General features: G+C 36.2%; 20 protein-coding genes. 5 read left to right on the forward strand and 15 right to left on the reverse strand.

Annotated features, from left to right (window positions below):
* Nucleotides 1–48: 48 nt before the first annotated feature.
* From ACFSO7_RS11235 to ACFSO7_RS11245, 3 genes are read left to right on the forward strand one after another with little or no spacing between them, the layout of a single operon-like run.
* Nucleotides 49–1,542, forward strand: coding sequence for a spore germination protein (locus ACFSO7_RS11235; protein ID WP_377877386.1), 1,494 nt, complete (start codon nucleotides 49–51; stop codon nucleotides 1,540–1,542).
* Nucleotides 1,543–1,571: 29 nt separating this feature from the next.
* Nucleotides 1,572–2,660, forward strand: a complete 1,089-nt coding sequence (locus tag ACFSO7_RS11240) for a GerAB/ArcD/ProY family transporter (protein ID WP_377877387.1) — start codon at nucleotides 1,572–1,574, stop codon at nucleotides 2,658–2,660.
* A complete protein-coding gene (locus tag ACFSO7_RS11245; protein WP_377877388.1) occupies nucleotides 2,657–3,736 on the forward strand; it encodes a Ger(x)C family spore germination protein in 1,080 nt (359 codons plus the stop codon). Before ACFSO7_RS11240 ends, ACFSO7_RS11245 begins: the two co-directional genes overlap by 4 nt.
* Before the next feature lie 95 nt (nucleotides 3,737–3,831).
* On the opposite strand, the gene ACFSO7_RS11250 is transcribed toward ACFSO7_RS11245, so the two are convergent.
* The 9 genes from ACFSO7_RS11250 to ACFSO7_RS11290 form a co-directional block, all read right to left on the reverse strand.
* Complete coding sequence (locus ACFSO7_RS11250) at nucleotides 3,832–4,998, reverse strand: FtsW/RodA/SpoVE family cell cycle protein (protein WP_377877389.1); 1,167 nt, start codon at nucleotides 4,996–4,998, stop codon at nucleotides 3,832–3,834.
* Between the two features lie 106 nt (nucleotides 4,999–5,104).
* A complete protein-coding gene (locus ACFSO7_RS11255) occupies nucleotides 5,105–5,866 on the reverse strand; it encodes a DUF4931 domain-containing protein (RefSeq protein ID WP_377877390.1) in 762 nt (253 codons plus the stop codon).
* Between the two features lie 140 nt (nucleotides 5,867–6,006).
* Nucleotides 6,007–6,894, reverse strand: a complete 888-nt coding sequence (gene pstA / locus ACFSO7_RS11260) for a phosphate ABC transporter permease PstA (protein WP_377877391.1) — start codon at nucleotides 6,892–6,894, stop codon at nucleotides 6,007–6,009.
* Nucleotides 6,895–6,896: 2 nt separating this feature from the next.
* Nucleotides 6,897–7,832, reverse strand: coding sequence for a phosphate ABC transporter permease subunit PstC (gene pstC, locus ACFSO7_RS11265; RefSeq protein ID WP_377877392.1), 936 nt, complete (start codon nucleotides 7,830–7,832; stop codon nucleotides 6,897–6,899).
* Between the two features lie 64 nt (nucleotides 7,833–7,896).
* The gene (locus ACFSO7_RS11270) at nucleotides 7,897–8,769 is read right to left on the reverse strand and encodes a phosphate ABC transporter substrate-binding protein (RefSeq protein WP_377877636.1); all 873 of its coding nucleotides are present in this window, start codon (nucleotides 8,767–8,769) and stop codon (nucleotides 7,897–7,899) included.
* Between the two features lie 9 nt (nucleotides 8,770–8,778).
* A complete protein-coding gene (locus ACFSO7_RS11275; protein WP_377877393.1) occupies nucleotides 8,779–9,855 on the reverse strand; it encodes a TolB family protein in 1,077 nt (358 codons plus the stop codon).
* A 169-nt stretch (nucleotides 9,856–10,024) separates the two neighbouring features.
* Nucleotides 10,025–10,762 carry an amino acid ABC transporter ATP-binding protein gene (locus ACFSO7_RS11280; RefSeq protein ID WP_377877394.1) on the reverse strand — a complete coding sequence of 246 codons (738 nt, stop codon included), beginning with the start codon at nucleotides 10,760–10,762 and terminating at the stop codon, nucleotides 10,025–10,027.
* Between the two features lie 21 nt (nucleotides 10,763–10,783).
* Nucleotides 10,784–11,485 (reverse strand): amino acid ABC transporter permease, encoded by a 702-nt coding sequence (locus tag ACFSO7_RS11285; protein ID WP_377877395.1) that lies wholly within the window; start codon nucleotides 11,483–11,485, stop codon nucleotides 10,784–10,786.
* Nucleotides 11,472–12,308 (reverse strand): amino acid ABC transporter substrate-binding protein, encoded by an 837-nt coding sequence (locus ACFSO7_RS11290; RefSeq protein WP_377877396.1) that lies wholly within the window; start codon nucleotides 12,306–12,308, stop codon nucleotides 11,472–11,474. The genes ACFSO7_RS11285 and ACFSO7_RS11290 overlap by 14 nt, the downstream gene beginning before the upstream one ends.
* A 264-nt stretch (nucleotides 12,309–12,572) precedes the next feature.
* Here ACFSO7_RS11290 and ACFSO7_RS11295 point away from each other — a divergent pair, with 264 nt between their 5' ends.
* Nucleotides 12,573–13,466, forward strand: coding sequence for a YitT family protein (locus tag ACFSO7_RS11295; RefSeq protein ID WP_377877397.1), 894 nt, complete (start codon nucleotides 12,573–12,575; stop codon nucleotides 13,464–13,466).
* A gap of 124 nt (nucleotides 13,467–13,590) precedes the next feature.
* Here the strand turns inward: ACFSO7_RS11295 and ACFSO7_RS11300 are convergent, their stop codons facing one another.
* The 5 genes from ACFSO7_RS11300 to ACFSO7_RS11320 all read right to left on the reverse strand — a co-directional run bounded on the left by ACFSO7_RS11300 (nucleotide 13,591) and on the right by ACFSO7_RS11320 (nucleotide 20,617).
* Entirely contained in the window at nucleotides 13,591–14,823 is a 1,233-nt protein-coding gene (locus tag ACFSO7_RS11300; RefSeq protein WP_377877398.1) for a Ger(x)C family spore germination protein, read from the reverse strand.
* Nucleotides 14,820–16,400, reverse strand: a complete 1,581-nt coding sequence (locus ACFSO7_RS11305; RefSeq protein WP_377877399.1) for a spore germination protein — start codon at nucleotides 16,398–16,400, stop codon at nucleotides 14,820–14,822. The genes ACFSO7_RS11300 and ACFSO7_RS11305 overlap by 4 nt, the downstream gene beginning before the upstream one ends.
* Nucleotides 16,387–17,505 (reverse strand): GerAB/ArcD/ProY family transporter, encoded by a 1,119-nt coding sequence (locus ACFSO7_RS11310; protein WP_377877400.1) that lies wholly within the window; start codon nucleotides 17,503–17,505, stop codon nucleotides 16,387–16,389. The genes ACFSO7_RS11305 and ACFSO7_RS11310 overlap by 14 nt, the downstream gene beginning before the upstream one ends.
* 7 nt (nucleotides 17,506–17,512) lie before the next feature.
* A complete protein-coding gene (locus ACFSO7_RS11315; RefSeq protein ID WP_377877401.1) occupies nucleotides 17,513–18,601 on the reverse strand; it encodes a GerAB/ArcD/ProY family transporter in 1,089 nt (362 codons plus the stop codon).
* 405 nt (nucleotides 18,602–19,006) lie between these two features.
* Nucleotides 19,007–20,617 (reverse strand): ABC1 kinase family protein, encoded by a 1,611-nt coding sequence (locus ACFSO7_RS11320; RefSeq protein ID WP_377877402.1) that lies wholly within the window; start codon nucleotides 20,615–20,617, stop codon nucleotides 19,007–19,009.
* 142 nt (nucleotides 20,618–20,759) lie between these two features.
* Between ACFSO7_RS11320 and ACFSO7_RS11325 the strand changes: the two genes are divergently transcribed.
* Nucleotides 20,760–21,773 (forward strand): LLM class flavin-dependent oxidoreductase, encoded by a 1,014-nt coding sequence (locus ACFSO7_RS11325; RefSeq protein ID WP_377877403.1) that lies wholly within the window; start codon nucleotides 20,760–20,762, stop codon nucleotides 21,771–21,773.
* A gap of 57 nt (nucleotides 21,774–21,830) precedes the next feature.
* Here the strand turns inward: ACFSO7_RS11325 and ACFSO7_RS11330 are convergent, their stop codons facing one another.
* Nucleotides 21,831–22,502 (reverse strand): GNAT family N-acetyltransferase, encoded by a 672-nt coding sequence (locus ACFSO7_RS11330; RefSeq protein WP_377877404.1) that lies wholly within the window; start codon nucleotides 22,500–22,502, stop codon nucleotides 21,831–21,833.
* Nucleotides 22,503–22,510 lie beyond the last annotated feature (8 nt).

Raw genomic sequence — 22,510 nt, forward strand, 5'->3', positions numbered from 1 at the left:
CCATTCAAGGTAAATAATAATAGTTGTTATGAAGGTGGTGACATGAATATGAAAAGCTGGTTATCAAAGAGTCGTGTAAAAGAAGATATAGAAAAAAAAGAGTGGGAGCAATCACTCGTTAAGTCCAATGACTTTAAAAAAACCTTTTATGTAAATGAAAAAACTAAAGTTCGTTTCTGTCTTTCCTTCATATCCACTCTCATTGATGAAGAAATTATTCATAATAGTTTACTTCCTTATTTACAAGAGAAGGAATTTAACGAGCTTGAAGATATAAAAATGATTGCACCAATGACCGTCGTCGAGATAAGTGATGATGCTTCACAAATTGAGGAAAAAATATTAAGCGGTTATGTGTTGTTAACAATAGAAACAGAGGAGAAAAGATTTGCCTTTATTGCTGCACAAAAGGATTTTGGCCGTACCATCGCCACACCCGAAGTGGAGTTTAGCGTCATTGGACCAAAAGAATCATTTATCGAATCCATTGGTCAAAACATCAATTTAGTTCGAAAAAGATTGCCGATTAAGGAATTAATTGTTGAAGAAATCATTGTTGGAAAGTTATCGAGAACAAGAGTGGCGGTTTTACATATTGATGGAATTGCAGACAAGGATAATGTACAAACCGTTACTCAGCGTATTAGTGACATTGAGATTGATTCGATTGTGGATAGCTCTTATATCGTCCAAATTATTTCAGATAATAGAAATTCGCCTTTTCCCCAACTATTAGATTCAGAAAGGCCTGACCGGGTCTCGGCTATTTTAGCGGAGGGGAAAATTGCTATATTAGTGGATGGTTCTCCTCATGCTTTAATTGCTCCAACAACGGCAGTAGAGTTTTTTGCCTCATTTGAGGATTATTTTATGAATTGGCTTTTGTCTTCGTTTTTTCGCTTAATTCGTTTATTTTCGGTAGCCTTTTCGATCCTAATTACACCAATATACGTCGCTACCTTAACCTATCATTACGAACTGATACCGAAGGATCTACTTGCTACACTGATAACATCAAGGAGAGAAGTACCTCTACCACCTATATTAGAAGCTATCTTCCTAGAACTCACGATTGAACTTTTAAGAGAGGCTGGAGCTCGACTCCCAACAAAAGTTGGTCAAACGATTGGTATCGTAGGAGGGATCGTTATTGGAACTGCTTCTGTAGAGGCAGGCTTAACGAGTAATGTATTACTTATTATTGTTGCCTTATCAGCACTAGCTTCCTTTACAACACCGGTCTACAAAATGGGTAATACAATTCGCTTGTTACGTTTTCCATTTCTAGTATTTGCACAACTGTGGGGATTACTTGGGATTGTCTTTTGTTTTTGCCTTCTTCTAACCCATTTAATCCGATTAACCTCATTGGGGAGACCTTTCTTGGAACCCCTTTATCCATTAAGAATTCCTGATTTAAAAGATGCTTTAATTCGTTTGCCGATAAATGATCAATCATTACGTCCTAAATTTTTACGAACAGACCAACCTGTTCGCTTTAGCGAGAAAAAAGCAAAAGAAAAAAAGGATATCGATGAATAGAATTCATCGATCATTTGGAGGCGACGTAGGTGAAAGTATCCATTCCTGAAAAATCACAAATATCTCATTTCCTCGTCTACTTTCTAATTGTTGGTATGCAAGTAGGTATTGGAGTTCTCGGATATCAAAAAATCATCGCAAAAACAGCTGGATATGATGCGTGGATATCCGTCATTTTGGCTGGACTCTCCATCCATTTCATTATTTGGATGATGTATAAAATCCTAGAAACGGTTGAAGGGGATTTAGTAAGTGTCCATTCCTATTTATTGGGAGAAAAAATAGGTAAAATAATTTCCTTCTTTTTTTCATTTTATTTTATGATGATGGCTATCGCAGTCTTAAGAACTTTTATTGAAGTTATCCAAGTTTGGATGTTCCCCGATTTCAGTACCTTTTGGTTTACTTTAGGATTCCTCCTAGTCACCATTTACATTATATACGGAGGATTTCGAACGGTTACTGGAATCGCCTTTTTCGGTACTGTGTTGCCATTCTATTTAATATTTTCCTTTTTCTATACTTTACCATTTTCACATTTTGAAAATCTCTTACCTATTTGGGATCACAAGGTTAGCGAAATCATAAAAGCTTCAAGAGATATGTCATTAACATATTTAGGTTATGAAACGTTTTTGTTTTACTATCCTTATTTAAAAAATCCGAAAAAGTCTAAGAAATGGGCTCATATCGCAGTTTCTTCAACCACCCTGCTTTATACCGTATTAGCAGTTGTTACATTTTCATACTTTTCGGAAAAACAACTTGAAAAAACGATATGGCCTACTTTAACAATGTGGAAAATCGTACACCTTCCGTTTGTTGAAAGGTTTGAATATATCGGAATTGCAAACTGGAATCTAATTATTTTACCTAATTTATGTATTGCTATATGGTGTGCAAGTCGAATTTTGAAAAGAACGATTCACATTCGTCAAAATAAAGGGGTCATCATCGTTGCCGCCATTTGTTTGTTAGGCGTGAATATTTTTGAAACTCGTGAGCAGGTCAATTTTTTAAATGATCTCACTGGAAGGATTGGTTTTTATTTTAATTTCCTTTATGTTCCATTCCTATTTGTTGTCGTTTTCATTACAAAGAAGGTGAAGAAAAAATGAAAAGTAGAATAGGGTTATCGCTTTGTACCATTTCCCTCCTTTCAGGATGTGTACAATCGGAAATACTAGATGATATAGCCATTGAAATTGCCAGATCATATGATCAGATAGAAGAAAATAAGATAAAAGGGACGATGCTTGTTTATAATTTCCAACCAGATAAATCGATAAAAAACACTACCTTAACAACAACAGCGACAACCAGTAGAGAAATCGCTAATAAATTACAAAAGCAAGCTTCCCAGCCTTTATCCGAAGGGAGTCTCGAGGTTATCTTGTTTGGGAAAGAATTGGCTAGTCAAGGATTGTTTGATTATCTGGATGCTCCAATTAGGAACGCTAGTATTGGAGCAAGATTGTTTATTGTGACAGTAGATGGAAGTGCACATGATTTAATAACTGGCGAATACGGGAGTAGAGGGAATGCGATTTTCATCTCTGATCTTCTCAATCATAATATTGAACAAGAGGATTTGCCTAATACAAATTTACAGCTTTTCTTTCATGATTATTACCAACTTGGAAAAACTGGATATTTGCCACAGATAAAAAAAATCGCTGATGATAAATTGAAGTTAAATGGGATTAGCCTATTTCAAGGTGATAAGATTCAGGTCGTAGACACCATTGAAGCCAAAAATATGTTTTTCTTTAAGCTTTTAGTCGATAGCTATAGTGAGGGAACCCAAAAAATAAAGGTAAACGATAGCGAAGCCATTATTCGAAGCATTACATCTAAGAAAAAAATGAAAATAACGAGAAGAAACCCCTTTGAAATAACGATTCAATTAAAAATAAAGGGAATTATTCGAGAATATACAGGACCTGAGATACTATCTAAACCATTAATTAGAAAAATAGAAAAAAAGATGGAAGAGCAAGTGACGAAAGAATGTGAGAAACTCATAAAGAGGTTTAAAGAACACAAAGTTGATCCTATAGGACTGGGCTTCTTTATAAAAACAAGAACAAGAGGCTTTAATTTAAAAGGTTGGGAAGATGGCGAAGAATATCAATCATTAAAGGTAAAAATTAAAACAAATGTGGAGATCGTTGAATCAGGGGTAATTGAATAAGAAAAGCGGAATCCCCGTTTAGTGACGTATCTTTAAAGTTAAAAAAATATTCTCCTTTAATAATGTAAAAAGCGGAAGCATAAAGTTTCCGCTTTTTACTCTGAAGTAGAGAACATATATTTTTTATGATGGTACCGAATCGAAAATATGAGGCTTATGGCGAGCATATTCCCCATAAGCGAGCTTCCCCCATAGCTTATAAACGGTAGAGGAATTCCTGTTATTGGAAGAACACCAATTGTCATCCCAATATTTTGAAAGACGTGGAAGGTGATCATACTGATGACCCCTACACATACATAGGTGTAGAAATTATTCTTCGTTTCCATTCCAATTTTGGTGATTTGGTAAATTAACAAGAAGAATAAACTGATGAGAACACTCGCCCCAATAAAACCAAACTCTTCTCCTATCACACTGAATATAAAATCAGTATGGCTTTCTGGCAAATAAACTTCTCGATGGCCGTACCCTTTTCCAGTCGTCGCACCTGATCCAATCGCTAATAACGATTTGGTCAATTGAAATCCTGTCGTGCTTTGATAATTATATGGATCTAGCCAGGAATAAATCCTATCAAATTGATATTCCTCGACTCCAAGATACTTTTCTAATAATTCTGGTTTCCAAAGTACAAAATAAAAGATAGTTGCCACTAATACGGACCCTGCGCTAAAGAGGGAAACTAAGATCTTCCAAGATATCCCTGAGATAAATAACATCCCTAAAAGGATAGCAATATACACGAGTGATGTCCCTAAATCCTCTTTAATCACAAGTGATAAAGGAAGAAGTGTCACAAGGCCTAACTTCACTAATAGCCATAAATCCGTTTGGATCGTTTTGATTTGAGTCTTTTGATGGTGCTCTACAATGACCCTTGCTAAAGCTAAAATAATAAAAACTTTAACAAACTCCGATGGTTGGAGTGACATTCCAGGTAATTGAAACCAGTTTTTGGAACCATTCCTTACGGGGGCAATGCTTTCTGGTGCAACAATCAAGAAACCTAACATCACAATTCCAAATCCGTATGCATACCATGTAATTTTTTTCAATTGGTCTGAATCTAATGTGATAACGGCTGCAACGATTCCAGCCCCCACTAGGTAAAATATCAACTGTTTTATTAAAAAATTCCCACTATATTGCCCTGTCTTTTGCGCACTATAAATCGAAATACAGCTCGCTAAAAAAAGTAAAAATAAAATTAAGACTAAATTATAATCAATTCTTGATGTGGATGTCTTATTAGTAGACATGGTATACCTCCTTTCCGTGAAACAAGAAACCATGTACCTCAAACTTTAATTATATTTATTTTTCAACTAAAGCACAACTCGAATATGAGGAATGGGGGCGATTTCCTTACATAAAATACCGCTCCCTAATGTCTTCTACCATCCATGTCAAATTATTCGGTACTTGCGGGATACTGTACCCGATATAAATGGGGGTCGTCACAAATCTTGGAATAATTTTCACGAAAATTTCTCCATCAAAATCATAGAAAAATAAATTATAGCTTCCACAATGAAACGGGAAATCATTTAATAAGTAGGATACAGCTGTTTTAATGTAATGTGAGAATGTCTTAACTTGTTGTAAACTTGTCATTCTCACATTAAATTCATAGAAGCCGATACTAGGCTTCGTCGATAATGTAAACTCAACGTCATCTTTTTTATCGATTAAATGCCCTTGGAGACATTCCTTATTAATTTTTTCTTTATAGTCTATATCATGCAAACCGATTATTTGCATATGGGGATGAGCGATGGTTCCCCCTGATAACGGGCCATGATTTTTAAAAAATAATACAGATTTGTACTTTCCGCTTTCCTCCATTTCGATCCAATGCTTGAGACCAAAAGCAATTAATCGCTCTAAAAAGGTATCTGTATAAAGTGAAATTTCCCCGTGACAATCATCTGTTTCAATGAGTACGGTTTGATTGGAATTCTCTAGAACAGGAAATTTATTTTTCAATAGGATGATTGGACCATCCGTGGCCAAAATATCCGTTAATTCTTCTCTTGCGCAAAAAGGACATGATTGTTGTTTATTACGAATGCTGTTAGGCTTTTTACGTCCAATCGTTGTATTAAAATGAAGATGACTGTTACTCATACTAAATTTCCCCCAGTTATCCAATAAAGTTCATACTTTATTGTAGATAAAAAAAAGGAATTTTTCGATGAAAATGCATTTTTTTACGTAATTTTTTTAATACAAAAAGGAAGCCCAATTGCTAGGCTTCCTATTAACTCCTATTTAATCTTTTTTTCTCGAATCCAAATAGGAATTCTTGTAATAAAGCTAATCAAAAAGACAGCGATGACTAAAACGGCCGCAGACTTATTTGCGATTTCCTTCGCATCTTCTACTAATGCTTCGGACTGTACATACCAAAGATGGACAGGCAAAGTTCCACCTTGGGAAAGTAAATGGAAATCCCACATCGTCCCTGATGAACTTGTACCTCCTGCCAGTAATATGACAGCGGATTCACCAAAAGCTCGACAGGCGGTTAAACTAATCCCTGTCAAAATACCATTCAATGCTGCGGGTACAACTACCTTAATGATTGTCTGTGCTTTAGATGCACCAATAGCAAACGAGGCTTCTCTTAACTCTTGTGGTACAGTATGTATGGCTTCTTCACTGACACGTGTTAAAATCGGTAAATTTAGTAACCCAAGTGTAATGGAAGCACCGATGATCGTTAAGCCAATTTCAAAAAAATCGACAAATAAAACATAGCCAAATAGCCCAATAACTATAGATGGAACGGATGCGAGTCCTTCCACACATGTTCTCACAATTTCCGTGTATTTATTATTAGGTGCATATTCAGCAAGAAATATTCCCGCCCCTATCCCGAAAGGTAGCGAGAATAGTAGCGATAAGATAAGAATATAAAGCGAATTAAAGATAAAAGGACCGATTCCACCACCCGCTTCGATTTCATCTGGTAAAGTGAGAAGGAAATCTAACGTAATGAAGCCCAAACCTTTGCTAATGATGGTAAACAATATATAGGCAATCAAGGAAATAATGATAAGAGTAATGCCCCAGAATAACGTAGTTGCGATTTTATCTTTCATCATGGCCTTGGCATTTTTTTTATAATATTGTAGAAAAAGCGTTTCCCTCATCATCAAACCCCTTTTACACGTAGCTTTCGTATAATCATAATTAAAACAAGTGATATAAGTAATAAGAGAAATGCCATCATATATAAGGCATAATTCCAAGTAGAATCAAACTGAACATTTAATATTTCCATAACGATATTACTCGTTAAAACGGATGTTGGCGAATATAAATCCTTTGGAAGGATGGCGGTATTTCCTATAACCATCACTACTGCCATCGTTTCTCCAATCGCACGGGCCATCCCTAAAATGATGGCCGTTATGATGCCTGATTTTGCAGCAGGAAGAATGACTTTTGTGATCAATTGGATTCTCGTACTTCCTAGAGCATAACTTGCTTCGCGTAATTCCTTCGGTACTGAAGTTATGGCATCATCACTAATTCTAGCAATCGTCGGTAAGACCATAGTCGAAAGCACAATTGCAGCTGGTAAAAACCCTTCTCCTATCGTAGCACCCGTTAGATCTCGGATAAGGGGAACAAGGATTGTTAAACCAAGATATCCGTAAACAATAGAAGGGATACCTACTAATAAATCTAATACAGGTCTTATTAAACTTTTTAACCATAAAGGAGCCATTTCAGCAGAAAATATAGCAATAACCAAAGATGTTGGAATGGCAATCAATAATGTTAATAACGTTAAGGAGAATGTTCCAATAATGAAAATTCCTGCTCCAAATTGATCATCATACGGTTCCCATGATAAAGAAAGAAAGAATTCTTTAAATGACACTTCCTGAAAAACTAAAAAGCCAGTTTTCCCGATAAAAAATAAAATAGATACTAAAATTAAACCTAATAAGCAGGCGCTTAGTAATGTATAGAAATGAAATAATTTGTTTTGAATGCGGGGTGTTTTAATTCTGTTCCTATCACTAAAAATAACCTCTTTCTTTGCTTCACTCTTCGATGAATGAATGATGACTTTTTCCAATGTCTCTTGCCCCTCCTGACAAACGGAAAGGCCAATCCTTACGACTGGCCTAAATTCCTGCTTCTTATTTCATCTCACTTAGAGGAATGAATTTTAATTTTGCTGATGTGTTTTTCTGGAATTTAGCCGTTTGAATATATTCAATAAATGCCTTATCTGCGCCTTTGGCTTTCCCTTTTGTTAATAAATATCCGTATCCCCAAATTGGGTATTTTCCCTTTTTAATATTATCGACCGTTGCAGCAATCCCATTGAAGTCCACTGCTCTAATATCGCCTTTCACATAAGGAAGATCAACATAGCCAATCGCATATTTGTTTTCTTGTACTTTCGTTACCATCTCACCACTTTTACCAGCCTTGACTAAATTAGGCGATTTATCATTAATGTCTTCACCTTCAAGAGCTTTTTCAATAAAGTTTACTCTTGTTCCAGATCCAACTGAACGTGTGACAACAACGATTTCTTTGTCTTCTCCGCCAACTTCTTTCCAGTTCTTGATTTTCCCAGAGAAAATTCCTTGTAATTGGCTAGTTGTTAAATTTTTTACTTTATTGTCTTTATGGACAATAACCGCAAACGGAATAACGGCGATCTTATGAGCGACTAAACCTTCGAATGCTTTGAAGCCTTGAACAGCCTTCGTTGCGTCCCAGTCACTTGCACCGATCGTTGCCGAACCTTTTAATACAGATTGTGGACCTGCAATCGAAGAAGAACCAGATACAGAAATGGATACTTTACGATTTTTCTGCTTAAATTCTTTCGCCGCTTGTTGTGTCAAAGGTAATAGTGCTGTGGATCCCGCAATGACAATTTTCCCTGAAACCGTAGCAGCGCTCGCATTTGCTGGAGCCACTCCAAACAATACCCCAATTAATAGAGCAAACATGACCATACTTAAGGTGATTTTGTTTAAGAATTTTTTCAATTTAATCTCCCCTTTTTAATTTTTCGTTAACTCTTCCAAACGTTTATCTTTAAAGATGGCAAGTTTATCGCCATTGTCAGTCGCAATAGTCGTTACGATTTGCTTCCCTTCCTTTGAAACTTCTAAACTCGTTATTTCTTGTTTCGTATTAATTTTCCGCTCTAGAGATCCAGACGTTGAAACTTTGTAAATACTTGAGCTACTGTCTTTTTCTTTTACTAAAATGTAGATGCCTCCATTGCTAGAGACTGTAACTCCTTCAATTTCCATATTCTCTACTAAATTGTTGATTGTTTTACGATCTGGGCTTGTTAATTTTAAAATAGGTAATTTCCCATCATCTTCTGGACTTACTTCTAAATACAGAATTCTTCCATTTTGTAGTGGTGTAATAAAAAATTTATTTTCTTTGGATGAAGTGATGATGACTGACTCAGGCTTACTTGATGCCAAATTAAATTCAAATAATTGTGGCTCTGTCCCTTCCGTCACAATCGTGTCAACGTCAGTTTTTTTATCATCTGTATATTTCGTTTCAGCCTGCTTTGCTGCTAAATAAAGGATTTTTGTTTCATCAGTAGATAGACGTAAGTCCGATTTATACTCTACCTTATCGTCTAGTATTTTTGTGATGCTTCCGTCCTTCACAGAAATACTAGAAACAGTCTCACCTTTATCCCCTTGCAGGAAGAAAATTTTACTTCCATCATTTGACCATACAAAGTCCGATTTAAATGAATCATCATTGGTAAGTAATGTGCTTTTACTCGATTGGATATCTAATAAAAATAAAGCATCTTTATCATCGGAATAAATGGCTTGTTTTCCATTGGGTGAAATAGTCAGTTCAGATTGATTAAATTGTTTTTTCACTTGTTTCGTCTGAACATTTAATAAATATGTAGAGGATATTTCATTTTTTTCGTTTGTAAAAAGAATATGTTGTTCATCCAACCATTTAGCATTATACGAACTTCCAGATACTAAATTATTAATCGATTGAGCTGCCTTTACCTCATTAATAGGAAATACATTCGGAGCAGCTCCAACAATCATTCCTGTTAAAACTAGGCTTGTTATCATCCTTTTCATGTTCTTCCTCCCTCATTTCTCTTACTCAATTGAATTATATAAACCGAATATTAAGACAGTTTATGTTTAATATAAAAAATGTAAATAAATTGTAGAAATATTATTAAGAAGGGCTCGCTTTAACAAATTAAAGGACTGGGGGGTCCCCCAGTCCTTTAATTTGTTAAAGTTATTTTTCTATTAGGCTTAGAAATTGTTTGGTTCGGGCTTCTTTTGGGTTTGTGAAGATTTCTTCTGGACGACCTCTTTCGATGATGATGCCTTGGTCCATGAAAAGGACTTCGTCGGCTGCTTCTTTGGCAAATCGCATCTCGTGTGTGACGACGACCATGGTCATACCCTCATTTGCCAAATCCTTCATTACCTTCAATACTTCACCGACAAGCTCGGGATCGAGAGCAGAGGTCGGTTCATCAAATAGCATCACCTTTGGTTCCATAGCTAATGCCCTAGCAATTCCAACTCGCTGCTGTTGACCTCCAGATAATTGAAATGGATAATAGTCCATTTTATCTCCCAAGCCAACTTTACTTAATAGTGATTCTGCTTTTTGGCGTGCTTGTTCCTTATTCTCTTTTTTAACCGTAATAGGTCCTTCCATGACGTTTTCTAGAGCGGTCATATGCGGGAAAAGATTATAGCTTTGAAAAACCATTCCTGTTTGGCGTCGGAACGAAGCAATTTTTTTCTTTGAAACTTCTTTCGAAAAATCTAATGTCTCGTCTCCAATTGAAACAACACCTTTTGTTGGAGCCTCTAATACATTTAAACAGCGCAGAAAGGTTGTTTTTCCAGAACCAGATGGACCAATTAGAACAATAACTTTCCCCTGCTCTACATCTAAATTCATTCCTTTTAATACTTCTAAATCACCAAACTGTTTATATAAATCTTTAATCGATATCAACTCTTCATCCCTCCCCTCAACTTATCGTGAAACATAGCGATCAAGTTTTTTCTCCAACCTTTGTTGAATCATTGATAGGAAGAAACAAATGATCCAGTAAATAAGGGCAGCTTCTGTATAAAGTAATAAAACTTCATAGGTTGCAGCGGCAATTTCTTGCGCTTTACGGAACATTTCCGTAACAAGGATGAGCGAAGCAAGTGATGTATCCTTAACCAAGCTAATAAAGGTATTTGATAATGGCGGAATGGATACTCGTGCTGCTTGAGGAAGAATAATCCTTTTCAATGTTTGTGAATAGGACATCCCAACTGAGTAACCAGCTTCCCATTGTCCTTTAGGTGTCGATAAAATGGCAGCACGAATAATTTCCGATGCATAAGCTCCAACATTCAAAGAAAATCCAATAACAGCTGATGGATAAGGATCAATGATAATTCCTACTGATGGTAAGCCATAAAAAAGAATATAAAGTTGAACTAAAAGCGGTGTTCCCCGAATGGCGGAAACATAAAATCTTGCAATGCCTTGTAAGATTTTCGAACTAGAAATTCGCGCTAATGCGGTCAGTACAGCTAAAATAATTCCACAAATAAAAGTAATGATTGTCAATGGAAATGTATAAAAAAGAGCTCCCTTCAACAATGGAAGAAGGGAACTTTCTGCTATGGAAATAAGCTCATCTAACCTCTCTGGATTAGCAAAAATACTATTTAAGTACATCTTCACCAAACCATTTCTTAGAGATTTCAAGATATGTGCCGTCTGTAATCATATCTTCTAATGCTTTATCCACTTCTGCAACTAGCGTTTCATTTCCTTTACGGAACATGAATCCACTTTGGGAAGCGTCATCAGCCGTATCAACAATTTTCACTGGTGCATCAGGCTTTTGTTTTTTAAAATCTAAAAAAGATAAATTATCATTAATTGTCGCGTCAATACGCTTGGAAGCAAGTAATTCAATCGCTTGGTTAAATCCTTCTACACCAACAATTTCTGCCCCGTACGATTTTGCGATATCCGCATAGTTACTCGTCATCGATTGACCTGACTTTTTCCCTTTTAAATCTTCAAATGATTTAATTTCATTATTACTTTCATTCACAATAAGTACCCCAGCAGAAGTGATATAGCCTTGTGAGAAATCATATTTTTCTTGACGGTCAGGTCGAATACCAACCTCATTCGCAATCATATCAAAACGCTTTGAATCTAAACCAGCAAACATCGCATCCCATTGTGTTTCCATAAATACAGGCTCTACACCGATACGCTTCGCTACTTCTTTTGCCACTTCTACGTCAAAACCAGTTAATACACCTTTATCATCATGAAACGTAAACGGAGGGTATGTACCTTCTGTCCCGATTAATAATTTTCCTTCGTCTTTCACTTTTGCAAGTAAATCTTGATCTTTGGAAGAATCGCTTCCTGTTGTTGCCTTTTCATCCGCTTTATTATCTTTATTTTCTGAAGTTCCACATCCAGTTAAGACAAACATAAAACTAAAGAATAGAGCAAACATAATAAGTAATTTCTTCATCTTTATAACTCCCTTAATTCATATAGATTTTGTCGGCATTAACCATCATAGTATAAACTTACTTAACTGTCAAAAGAAAAATATTGGTCTTTATCAGAAGTTTCCCCACGTTAAAAAGAATACATGTATATTTTCACAAAAAAAATTCAACCCCAATAAGCTAAGCATATCTATGAACAAAGACCCTTTACTATGATAAAATAAACATAATGGTGAGAATCGTTCAGTTCTCGTATCATGTCATAATACTAATAGGAGGGATTTATGAAACAATTAGAAGAAGAAGTGCTCGCTCATACAAAACATAAAGGTCTGACAAAGACAAAGGTTGCTCAAAGAATATTTTTTATTATTTTTGGAGCAGCATTAATGGGAGTAGGAATTGAAGAATTCCTCGTTCAAAATAATATTTTAGATGGCGGTATCGTAGGTATTTCGATTATTCTTGCACACCTCACTGGAATCAAGCTTGGTGTTTTTATTTTTATCCTCAATATCCCATTTCTCTATATTGGTTATAAGCAAATTGGCAAAACCTTCGCTCTATCTACTCTTCTTGGAATCGCTATATTATCAGTAACAACTATTCTGTTACATGATGTTCCTGTATTCACAGATGATCTGCTGCTTGCTACAGTGTTTGGTGGCGTTGTTCTTGGTGCCGGTGTCGGTATTGTTATTCGTTATGGTGGTTCTTTAGATGGAACGGAAATTATGGCCATCCTTTTGGATAAAAAGATCCCTTTTTCGGTCGGCGAAATTATTATGTTTTTTAATATTTTCATTTTCTGTATAGCTGGTTTTGTCTTTGGATGGGATCGTGCTATGTATTCGCTTCTTACCTATTTTATTGCTTTTAAAGTAATTGATATCGTCTTAACTGGCTTTGACGAATCGAAGTCCGCTTGGATTATTAGTGAGCATCATAAAGAAATTGGTGATGCGATTTTAGCGCGACTTGGACGAGGCGTCACTTATTTAAAGGGCGAAGGAGCCTATACAGGTGATGATAAAAAGGTGATTTTCTGCGTGATCACCCGAATTGAGGAAGCAAAACTAAAAGAAATCGTTGAAGAACTTGATCCATCCGCCTTTTTAGCTGTTGCTAATATTTCGGAAGTACGTGGTGGAAGATTTAAGAAAAGGGCTATACACTAATGCAAAAAACTGTCGACTAAGAGCGCCACGCCCAGTAGCAATGTCAACACTAGGACATCCTGTCCGTAGGAAATTAGTAAAAAATCTGAAAAAGACATAACCCCTAGTTATGTCTTTTCCTATATTATTCTTCTGTATCGTTTTGCGATTCCTTTAATTTATCTAAATCCCTTATAAAACTATTACCTCTAATACCTGATCTCCGAATATATATTGTTGATTCAACTTTGACATCTGCATTGGAAAAATATTGATCCCAATCCGATTTAATTTTTTGAAAAACCTTATGATTAGAGCGATTCAAGCTTTCCCCAAATCCAAAAATATCTACATTATATTCTTCCTGAACTTTTCGAATGGTTCCTTCGATTTCACTTTCAATAAACCGATTCGTTTGCTTCTCATATTTATCAAAGGTTTCCGGTTTATCTAACGCTTCTTTACAATGAGTCCCGACAAGATCAGCTTCACCCGTTACTTTAATAATTAATTCTGCCCTACCTGACTTATATTTCGTTACTTTCTTCGTAGAAGTGGAAATAATTCGAATATCATTATATAACGTCTTATCATCTAGTTTTCCACATGGAACGCTCAAACTCGTGGATTTTAAATCTTCCGTCCATAAATACGATCGGACATCTTCGACTGACATCATTCCTACAAGCTTGTCATTATTAAAAACAGCCATTCCATCCATGATTACCATTGCATCTAAATCAAGCATTTTATTATTTTCGACACTCTGACCTTTTTTAGCATCGCCTTTTATCGTGACAACTGCTGCAACAGGATGCCTTCCTTCAACCACTAATGCGGTAATAAAATCCGTTAATCGTACTTTCGGATCTCCTCCCCAATAATCTAGAAAAGATTGAGCTTGTTTATGAAGCTTTAAAGACGGATCTTTTTGCAGTGGGTAAGCGACCTTCAAGATGTCTGAAGCTTTGACCCCTTTGGATACCATGATATTAAAATCATTACGAAATTCTCCACTACGTTCAAGAAAGTCCAAAAATTCTAACATCCCCTCTTTAGCAATTTTCTCGCTAATAACGAGGATCCTAGTATGAGAGTAAATATTCTTTCTCGTAAGTCCTATATTCATTTTATTGGACAATTCTGAGATCGAATCCCCCTCCAAACTGAAAGTCGTACTTGGAGTATTTCCTGTTGCACTCGATTTTGATAGCTCCGTAGCATTAACCGTACTAACCGTCATCTTATATAGCGCATTTTCTCCTTTTTCAATAGCTATTCCGGTTATGATGGCAGCATCATTAATTTCAAGTGAATCCCAGCAGCCAGTTAGGAGGAACACGGCGATAAAAAAGGGAAAAATAAAGATCCTTTTCAAGAATTCCCCTCCTTTTTCGGCGGTCCGGGTTTATGGATTTCATTCATTTTAATATTTTGTTCTGTTTTTAAGAATGTTGGTCTCGTTTTATTTGACCATACAGGGAAACGTACAAAGACATCTTGCTGATCCTCCATAATTAATGGAGCAACTGGGGCTAAGTATGGGACTCCAAATGATCGTAGACTTACTAAGTGTGCCACCATAGCGATAAGGAAAATGAGTATTCCATACAATCCCATTACTGCTGCAAATAGAATTAAAACAAATCGCAATAACCTTGTCGAAATGGAAAAATTATATATAGGTGAAACGAAAGAAGCGATTGCTGTGAAAGCAACAACGATGACAAGTGCATTGGAGACAAGACCTGCTTCAACGGCAGCTTGTCCAATAACGAGTGCTCCAACAATGGACACTGTCTGACCAACCGCTCTCGGCATCCGGATCCCTGCTTCCCTTAAAATTTCGAAGGTCATTTCCATCAAAAAAATTTCAAACACCGCTGGGAATGGGACCCCTTCCCGCTGCGCTTGGATACTAATAAGTAAATCTGTCGGTAATAGTTCATGATGAAACGAAATAATCGATACGTACAAGCCAGGAAGCAGCAATGAAACCATAAAGGCCATGTAACGAATGATTCTTATAAACGATGACATTAAATAAGGCTGATAGTAATCCTCAGCACTTTGGAAAAAGTCTGTCAGCACAGCTGGAATGATTAATACGAACGGACTTCCCTCGACAATGATAGCAATTCGCCCTTCCAAAATTCCTCCCGCTGCCACATCTGGACGCTCAGTATTGAAGATTAATGGAAAGGGAGTGTAGTTTTTATCCGTAATGACTTCTTCAATATTTCCTGAATCAAAAATTGCATAAAGGTTTATCGATTGAATTCGAGATCTTGCTTCCATCAGAATCCCTTGATTCACAACCCCTTCCATATAGGCCATTGATATTTTCGTTCTTGAATCAATTCCTACTACATGTTCTTCAAATTGTAGTTTTGGATTTTTAATTTTCCTTCTAATTAAACTTATATTCGTATCAATTGACTCGGTAAAACTGTCTTTTGGACCACGAATAATCGTTTGCGTGCTTGGCTCCGTAATTGCCCGATACTCGATACTATTAACAGCAATAACAAGCGCACGGTCAAATCTATCAATCAAGAGGGCAACATATCCATTCAAAAGTTTTCCTGATAAAGATTTGTAATCTTTAACAAATTGGAACGGAAGACCTGCGAAATATTCTTCTCTTACTTTTTCTAAATCATCATCCGAGATGATAACCTTTTCAGATTGATTTATTTGGGTGAAATTTTTCAATATCCGCTCATTTACTTCTTTTTCATCTACCATACTTTTGAAATAAAAAAGAAATCCCGATTTGTTCACTAACTTAATTGGTTGATAATAAAAATCAGTTGTTGAACCGAAAATTCCTAAAAGAATTTTCTTATTTTCTAAAAGGTCTCTACCTATCGGTTGTTCTACAGAAATTTGTTCATCTCTCCATTTCTGTTGCTGTGGAAAGATGTCTTTAAATAATTTTTTAAATAGACTCATTCTTATTCACCAACCCCATTTTCTTCTTAATGAATGCAATGGTTAATAATAGTAACGGAATGATCATATTGAGAGGGGTCTGGAAATAATTCGGGATGAATATAACTCCCTTTTCAAAATAAGATGGGTAATCTTCTCCAATGGAAATTGAGAATAAGGATACGATCATCGCCATTGGAAATCCAAATGATCGATAGGGTAATCTGAAAATATGTTCAAGTCCCTTCAATCCTCCGTAAAATAAAACAGACACCTTTACGACAATTCCTAGCATCATGATAAAAACAATGAGTAAATCAATACGTTCAATAAAATGAAGGAGAGAGATTTCCCGTGCTGCAGATAATAAAGGGAAATTCGCCCGATCCTTTAATATTCCCAATGCTGCAATTTGCAGAATAGCGGAATAAGCTAGAATGATCCCACTCAATAAGTAGGCACTAATTCCAACCTTTCTGGCATATCGAATATTCGAAACATATGGGATGATAACCATAAATGTGATAAACTCCCCAAAAGGGAAATTCAAGAGCACTGGATAAACAGGTTTTAAAACAGGCATTAATCCATCACCTAAAATGGGAAATAAGTTTTCAATATCGAACTCCCCAGAAAATATTATTCCAAGACCAACAAATAGTAGAAATAGAAGAGCATAAGGAATAAAGATCTCAGCAGCACGCCCTAGTACCTCAATGCCTAGCGTTAATATATAGAGAATGACGATAATCATCGTAAGGTGAATAAATTCGATAGGTGTTCTAGTATAGATAGTTGAAACCATTAACTCTCCAAAATCCCGTAATACGAACGATGCTAGCAAGAAGAAGTTCACAATATAAAGGGTACTAAAGAGACGCCCTAACCATTTGCCAAAGCATGCTTCAATAATTTCAAACAGATTTTGTTTCGGGTACCAAGAGAGTAATTGATAATAAATAAAGACGAGCAAAAGTCCAGCAGCACATGCAATTAAAATTGAAATCCAAGCGTTGTTTTTTGCTTCTGTACCTAGGTTCAACACTATCGAGCTGCCTAAATTAAAGAGTAGAATGAGAATAAACAACTGCCACAGCGAAATATTTTCTTTCATACTATCATCCATTCATTTATCACCGTGATGATCTTATTTTCTTCATAAATAAAATAGGTAGGATTAGAAGCGGTACACCCATTTGCAATGGCAAATGTAAATAATGAGGAACCACTTTCAGTCCCTCCTCGATATGTTCGGCAAAATTTGTACTAATCACAATCGAAAAATAAGCAATCATTAACGACATCGGAACAACGAATTTTCGATAGGGTAAATGAAATAATTTTTCTAAACCGATAAGACCACCGTAGAAAAATATTGATATCTTCACAATAATTCCGAACATGACAATAAAAACAATTAATAAGTCAATTCGTTCAATAAAGTTCAATAAGGAAATTTCCCGTGCTGCCGATAACATAGGAAAATTGGAGCGATTCCGTATATTCACACCAAGGGTTCCAATTTGTATCACCACCGTATAAACAAGAAGGATGCCACTTAAGAATACGGATATCATGGCAACTAATTTTGCCTTTTTCAAATTGGAAACGATGGGAATAATAAAAGTAAAGACGATCAATTCACCAAATGGAAAACCAATTAGACTAGGGAAGATTGTCTTCAAAATCGGCATAACACCATCTCCTAAAACAGGCTGCAGATTAGATAATTCAATTTCACCTGACAAGAGAATCCCGAGTCCAACAAATAACAGAAACATCACGATATAGGGAATAAAAATTTCAGACATTCGGCCAAGTACTTCTATACCGAGAAATAATATATAGGCAATGAGCAACATAATCGTTAAACTCAAAAATTCAACAGGCGTTTTTTCAAAAATAGTCGAAACCATTAGTTCGCCAAAGTCACGTAAAACACGGGCAGAAAGATAAAAAAAATAAGTGATATAAATGAATATGATAGCCTTGCCTACGTATTTTCCAAAACAATATTCCATAATCTCAAATAGATTTCGATAATCACCTTTTTTCACGATCATAAAATAAAATAAGATGAGAAAAACCCCAATAAATGTAGCAAGTAAAATAGCAATCCAGGCATCCTGCTTTGCCTCACCAGCAATTCCGACCACAATCGCAGACCCTGTTTCAAAAATAAATATTAATAAAAAAAACTGCCACAAAGAAAGTTTTTCCATCCAAATTACGCTCCACTTAAGTTCCCTTCGAAACTTCTCTTTTAGCTTTCAACCTCTTGTAATCTCCTATGACCGAATAAAAAAGACCCGCAAAAAGACCGAAAAAAACCCACCATTTCCTTGTACCAAATTGTAACGACAAAACCGAATGGTAAAATTGATCCCACGTCTTATGAAAAAAAAATAAATCAATGATTCCAATTAAGACAGTCAGCAGCGAAAAGATTAATATAAATGCAAAGGTAAGCAATTGATCTCACCGCAATTCTTTAGTAATAGTATTTAATCTGTACAACCAGGTGAGGATTTAAACAAAATAATTGGAGGGATTTTCTAATTTCAAGAAATCAGTTTATAAAAAAAGAAGTTGCCTGCAAAAAATACAGACTACTTCTTTTATATTTTTTATTTTTGAAATGTTTTCAGCCACTTTCCTTGTCTCATGCTACAAATAACATACCCCACGAAAGAGATACCCAATAATCCAATCGAACCTTTCCAGATCAGGGAATGGTGTAAAAGCAAACCAGAGAAGGTTCCTACAATTCCCACTACTCCTAAGTAATAACTTTGCTTTTTTTGATTTTCAAAAATAGCAAACTGAAATTCTCTTTGCTGCTGTATTTCTTTTAATTCAAGTAATTGTTGGGGTTTTTTGATTAAATCAGTTACAGAATGAAACAGCCCGAAAACTGGCTGGGAATGAATCCATTTTAAAAACAACTTCCATTTATTCGTATCACTATGATTGAGCCAATCCATAAATGCTGGTTTAATAATGTCAAGCGGCTCCTTTTCAGGGCAAAGGGTAAAGAAGATGCCTTCAATTGTCATAAATGAACGTCCTAAAAATACAAAACGAGTCGGTACTTGAACGGGAAGCGATTTAACTAGATCATTCATTTGCTTTTGGACAGCAAATAGATCCATTTCCTTTAGTTGGGATAGATCAAATGATAGTACTTCTGCTAGTAATTTTTCAATGTATTTTAAATCTGCTCCCTGAAGTAAAAAGCCCAAGTCTAAAAAAGCTTCCGCTGCCTTAGAATAATTTTTTAACAATATCGCTTCTAGTAGGTTTTGAAAATTAGCCGCATCTCGCTTCGAAATCTCTCCTACCATCCCAAAGTCCAGTAAAACGATTGTTCCATCCGATTTCATTAAGACATTTCCTGAATGAGGATCTGCATGAAACATTCCCGCTTCTAACCATTGTGGAAGGAAAACGCGAAATAATCTTTGAGCTAATTCATGTCGATCTATATGATGAAGGTCAAGTGCTTCCACATCCGTTATTCTGACACCATCGATCCACTCCATTACTAATACTTGAGAGGTAGAAAGTTCTGAATAAACAGTAGGGATCTTTAGCCATTGAAAGGAGTGAAAACGCTGTTGAAATTGAACCGCGGTTTCCAGTTCTTTTTTAAAATCCAACTCCCTTTCGATCACTTGCTTTATTTCTAGATACAATTTTTTAAAGCTAATAAACCCTTTGGGAACGGGGGCAAAATAATGAGCAAACCAAATAATGATTGATAACGTTCGAAAATCTGTTTGAATAATAGATTGGCTGGAAGGTCGCCTCACTTTCACAGCTACTTTTGTTCCATCCTTTAACACTCCACGATACACTTCACCGATGGAAGCGGACGCCACTGCTTTCGTCTCGATGGAGAGGAGCTTATCTTCAATCGACCCATTCCACTCTTTTTCCAAAACCTTCTTAATTTCTTCCCAAGGTGATGGTGGAACTTGATCGACTAAATCCTCAATTTGTTTAATAAAGCTACTTGGAAGAAGATCCGCACGAATACTTACGATTTGTCCGACCTTTATGAGCAATCCTTTTAATTCAAATAGCATTTGTCGAAATTGCCGGCCTAATTTCTCCCATAATCTTTCCCAGTCAGTAGCTGATTTTTTTCGAAATTTATACCAGTAAACTTGTACAACTAGTGATAAGGCAAAGGACAGTACCTTCCATATTCGATATGATTTACTTTCAGATGTCATCATGATCCCCCAATTATGTTTTACTATTTCTATGTACGGTTGAAAATGATTGATGTTTCATTAGAAGAGCAGAATATTTTGTTTCATAAAGTTATATTGATAAAATATAATTAAATTTTGTTTATGAAAGAAGTGGATTCAATTGACACTTAACAATAAAAAACAACTGCATAGCATTCCATTTTCTGTACTTGATCTAGCTCCGATAACCGTCGGAGGATCACCAGCTATTTCTTTACGTAATACTCTTGATCTAGCTCAACATGCAGAAAAGTGGGGATATAACCGTTACTGGTTAGCAGAACATCATAATATGCCTGGAATTGCTAGTTCTGCAACATCTGTTGTGATTGGGCATGTGGCAACTGGGACTTCGAAGATTCGTGTTGGCTCGGGTGGAATAATGTTGCCGAATCATGCGCCACTTGTGATTGCTGAACAGTTTGGTACGTTAGAAAGTCTCTTTCCTGGTCGAATCGACCTTGGACTTGGTCGTGCGCCTGGTACAGATCAGTTGACTGCACATGCATTAAGAAGGGATCGTAGGAGTGATGGACAGGATTTTCCTGAACAGCTAGATGAATTGCGCAACTATTTTAACCCTACTAAGAAAATGCCGGTAAGAGCTATCCCTGGTGAAGGACTAAATATACCTATTTGGTTATTGGGATCAAGTGGTTTTAGTGCACAATTGGCTGGTCAACTTGGTTTGCCGTTTGCCTTCGCCAGCCATTTCTCTCCAGATAATACTCTACCAGCCCTACAATTGTACCGCCGAAGCTTCCGTCCTTCGGAAGTATTACAAGAACCATACGCTATGGTCGGAGTAAATGTTATCGCTGCAGATACGGATGAACGAGCACATTATCTCGCAACCTCTTTGCAGCAGCTATTTTTGAACCTAATTCGTAATATGCCTAGTCAGCTGCAGCCACCAGTGGAAAATATCGATACCCTTTGGAGCGAATATGAAAAGTCTATTTTGAAACAGCAGCTAGGTTCCTCGATTATCGGTAGCCCTGAAACAGTTAAAGAGAAACTCCAACAGTTTTTAGATATAACAGGGGCAGATGAAATGATGGTCAATGCCAATATTTTTGATCATAAGGAAAGACTGAGATCGTTTGAAATTTTGGCTGAGATTACTAATCGCTAAAAATTGAAAAAAAGATCCTTAAGACTTTAGAGCCTCGAGGATCTTTCTCTTGCTATTTTAAAGTGGCTTTAACTCTACTTTATCTTTCGCCCCTAAATCTTCAATCATTTCCAGCCAAGCTTGTGGCTTATTGGATAAAACAGCATAATAACGTTTCAAAAATTTCACAATAAGCTCTGAATCTAATTCTTTCACGCCCTCTTCCATGACAAGGAATGAAAGGTCTAGACCTGATACAGCCTCACCGTCATTATTCCAAGAAGGATGAACATACGGGAAGTCGAGACGTTGATAGCCTAAGTGTGATAATACTTCACGACGAACATAAGGATCCATCGGCTTTACGCCACCAAATTCATAATGATCGACTTGGTATGGATTATAGATTTCTGCGAACATACCAAATAGCTTTTTACCGTTAGCAGTAGCCAAAGATTGTAAATCCTCTGCACGTTTCCCTGCTAAAAACGGCCCAATGCCAAGACCCGCTTGACCAATAATCGTAAAATCAGTCATTGCCACGTTAAAGTCTTCATAATAACGATACTCCGTTGCACCGACCACTTTTCCTTCATGTACAGCAACGAATACACGGATTCCTGGATCTTCTAAAGGCTCCTTCCAAAGATCAAATTCTAGAACTTCCTCAGGTGGGAACACATCTTGCATTAATTGATGCATTTGTTTAAACAACGGATCTTCAATATTGTTAATTCGAATAAATTCCATTCTAGCAT

This window comes from Bacillus sp. CGMCC 1.16607 (assembly GCF_042683745.1).
In the GTDB taxonomy this organism is placed as follows: Bacteria; Bacillota; Bacilli; order Bacillales; family Cytobacillaceae; genus Pseudoneobacillus.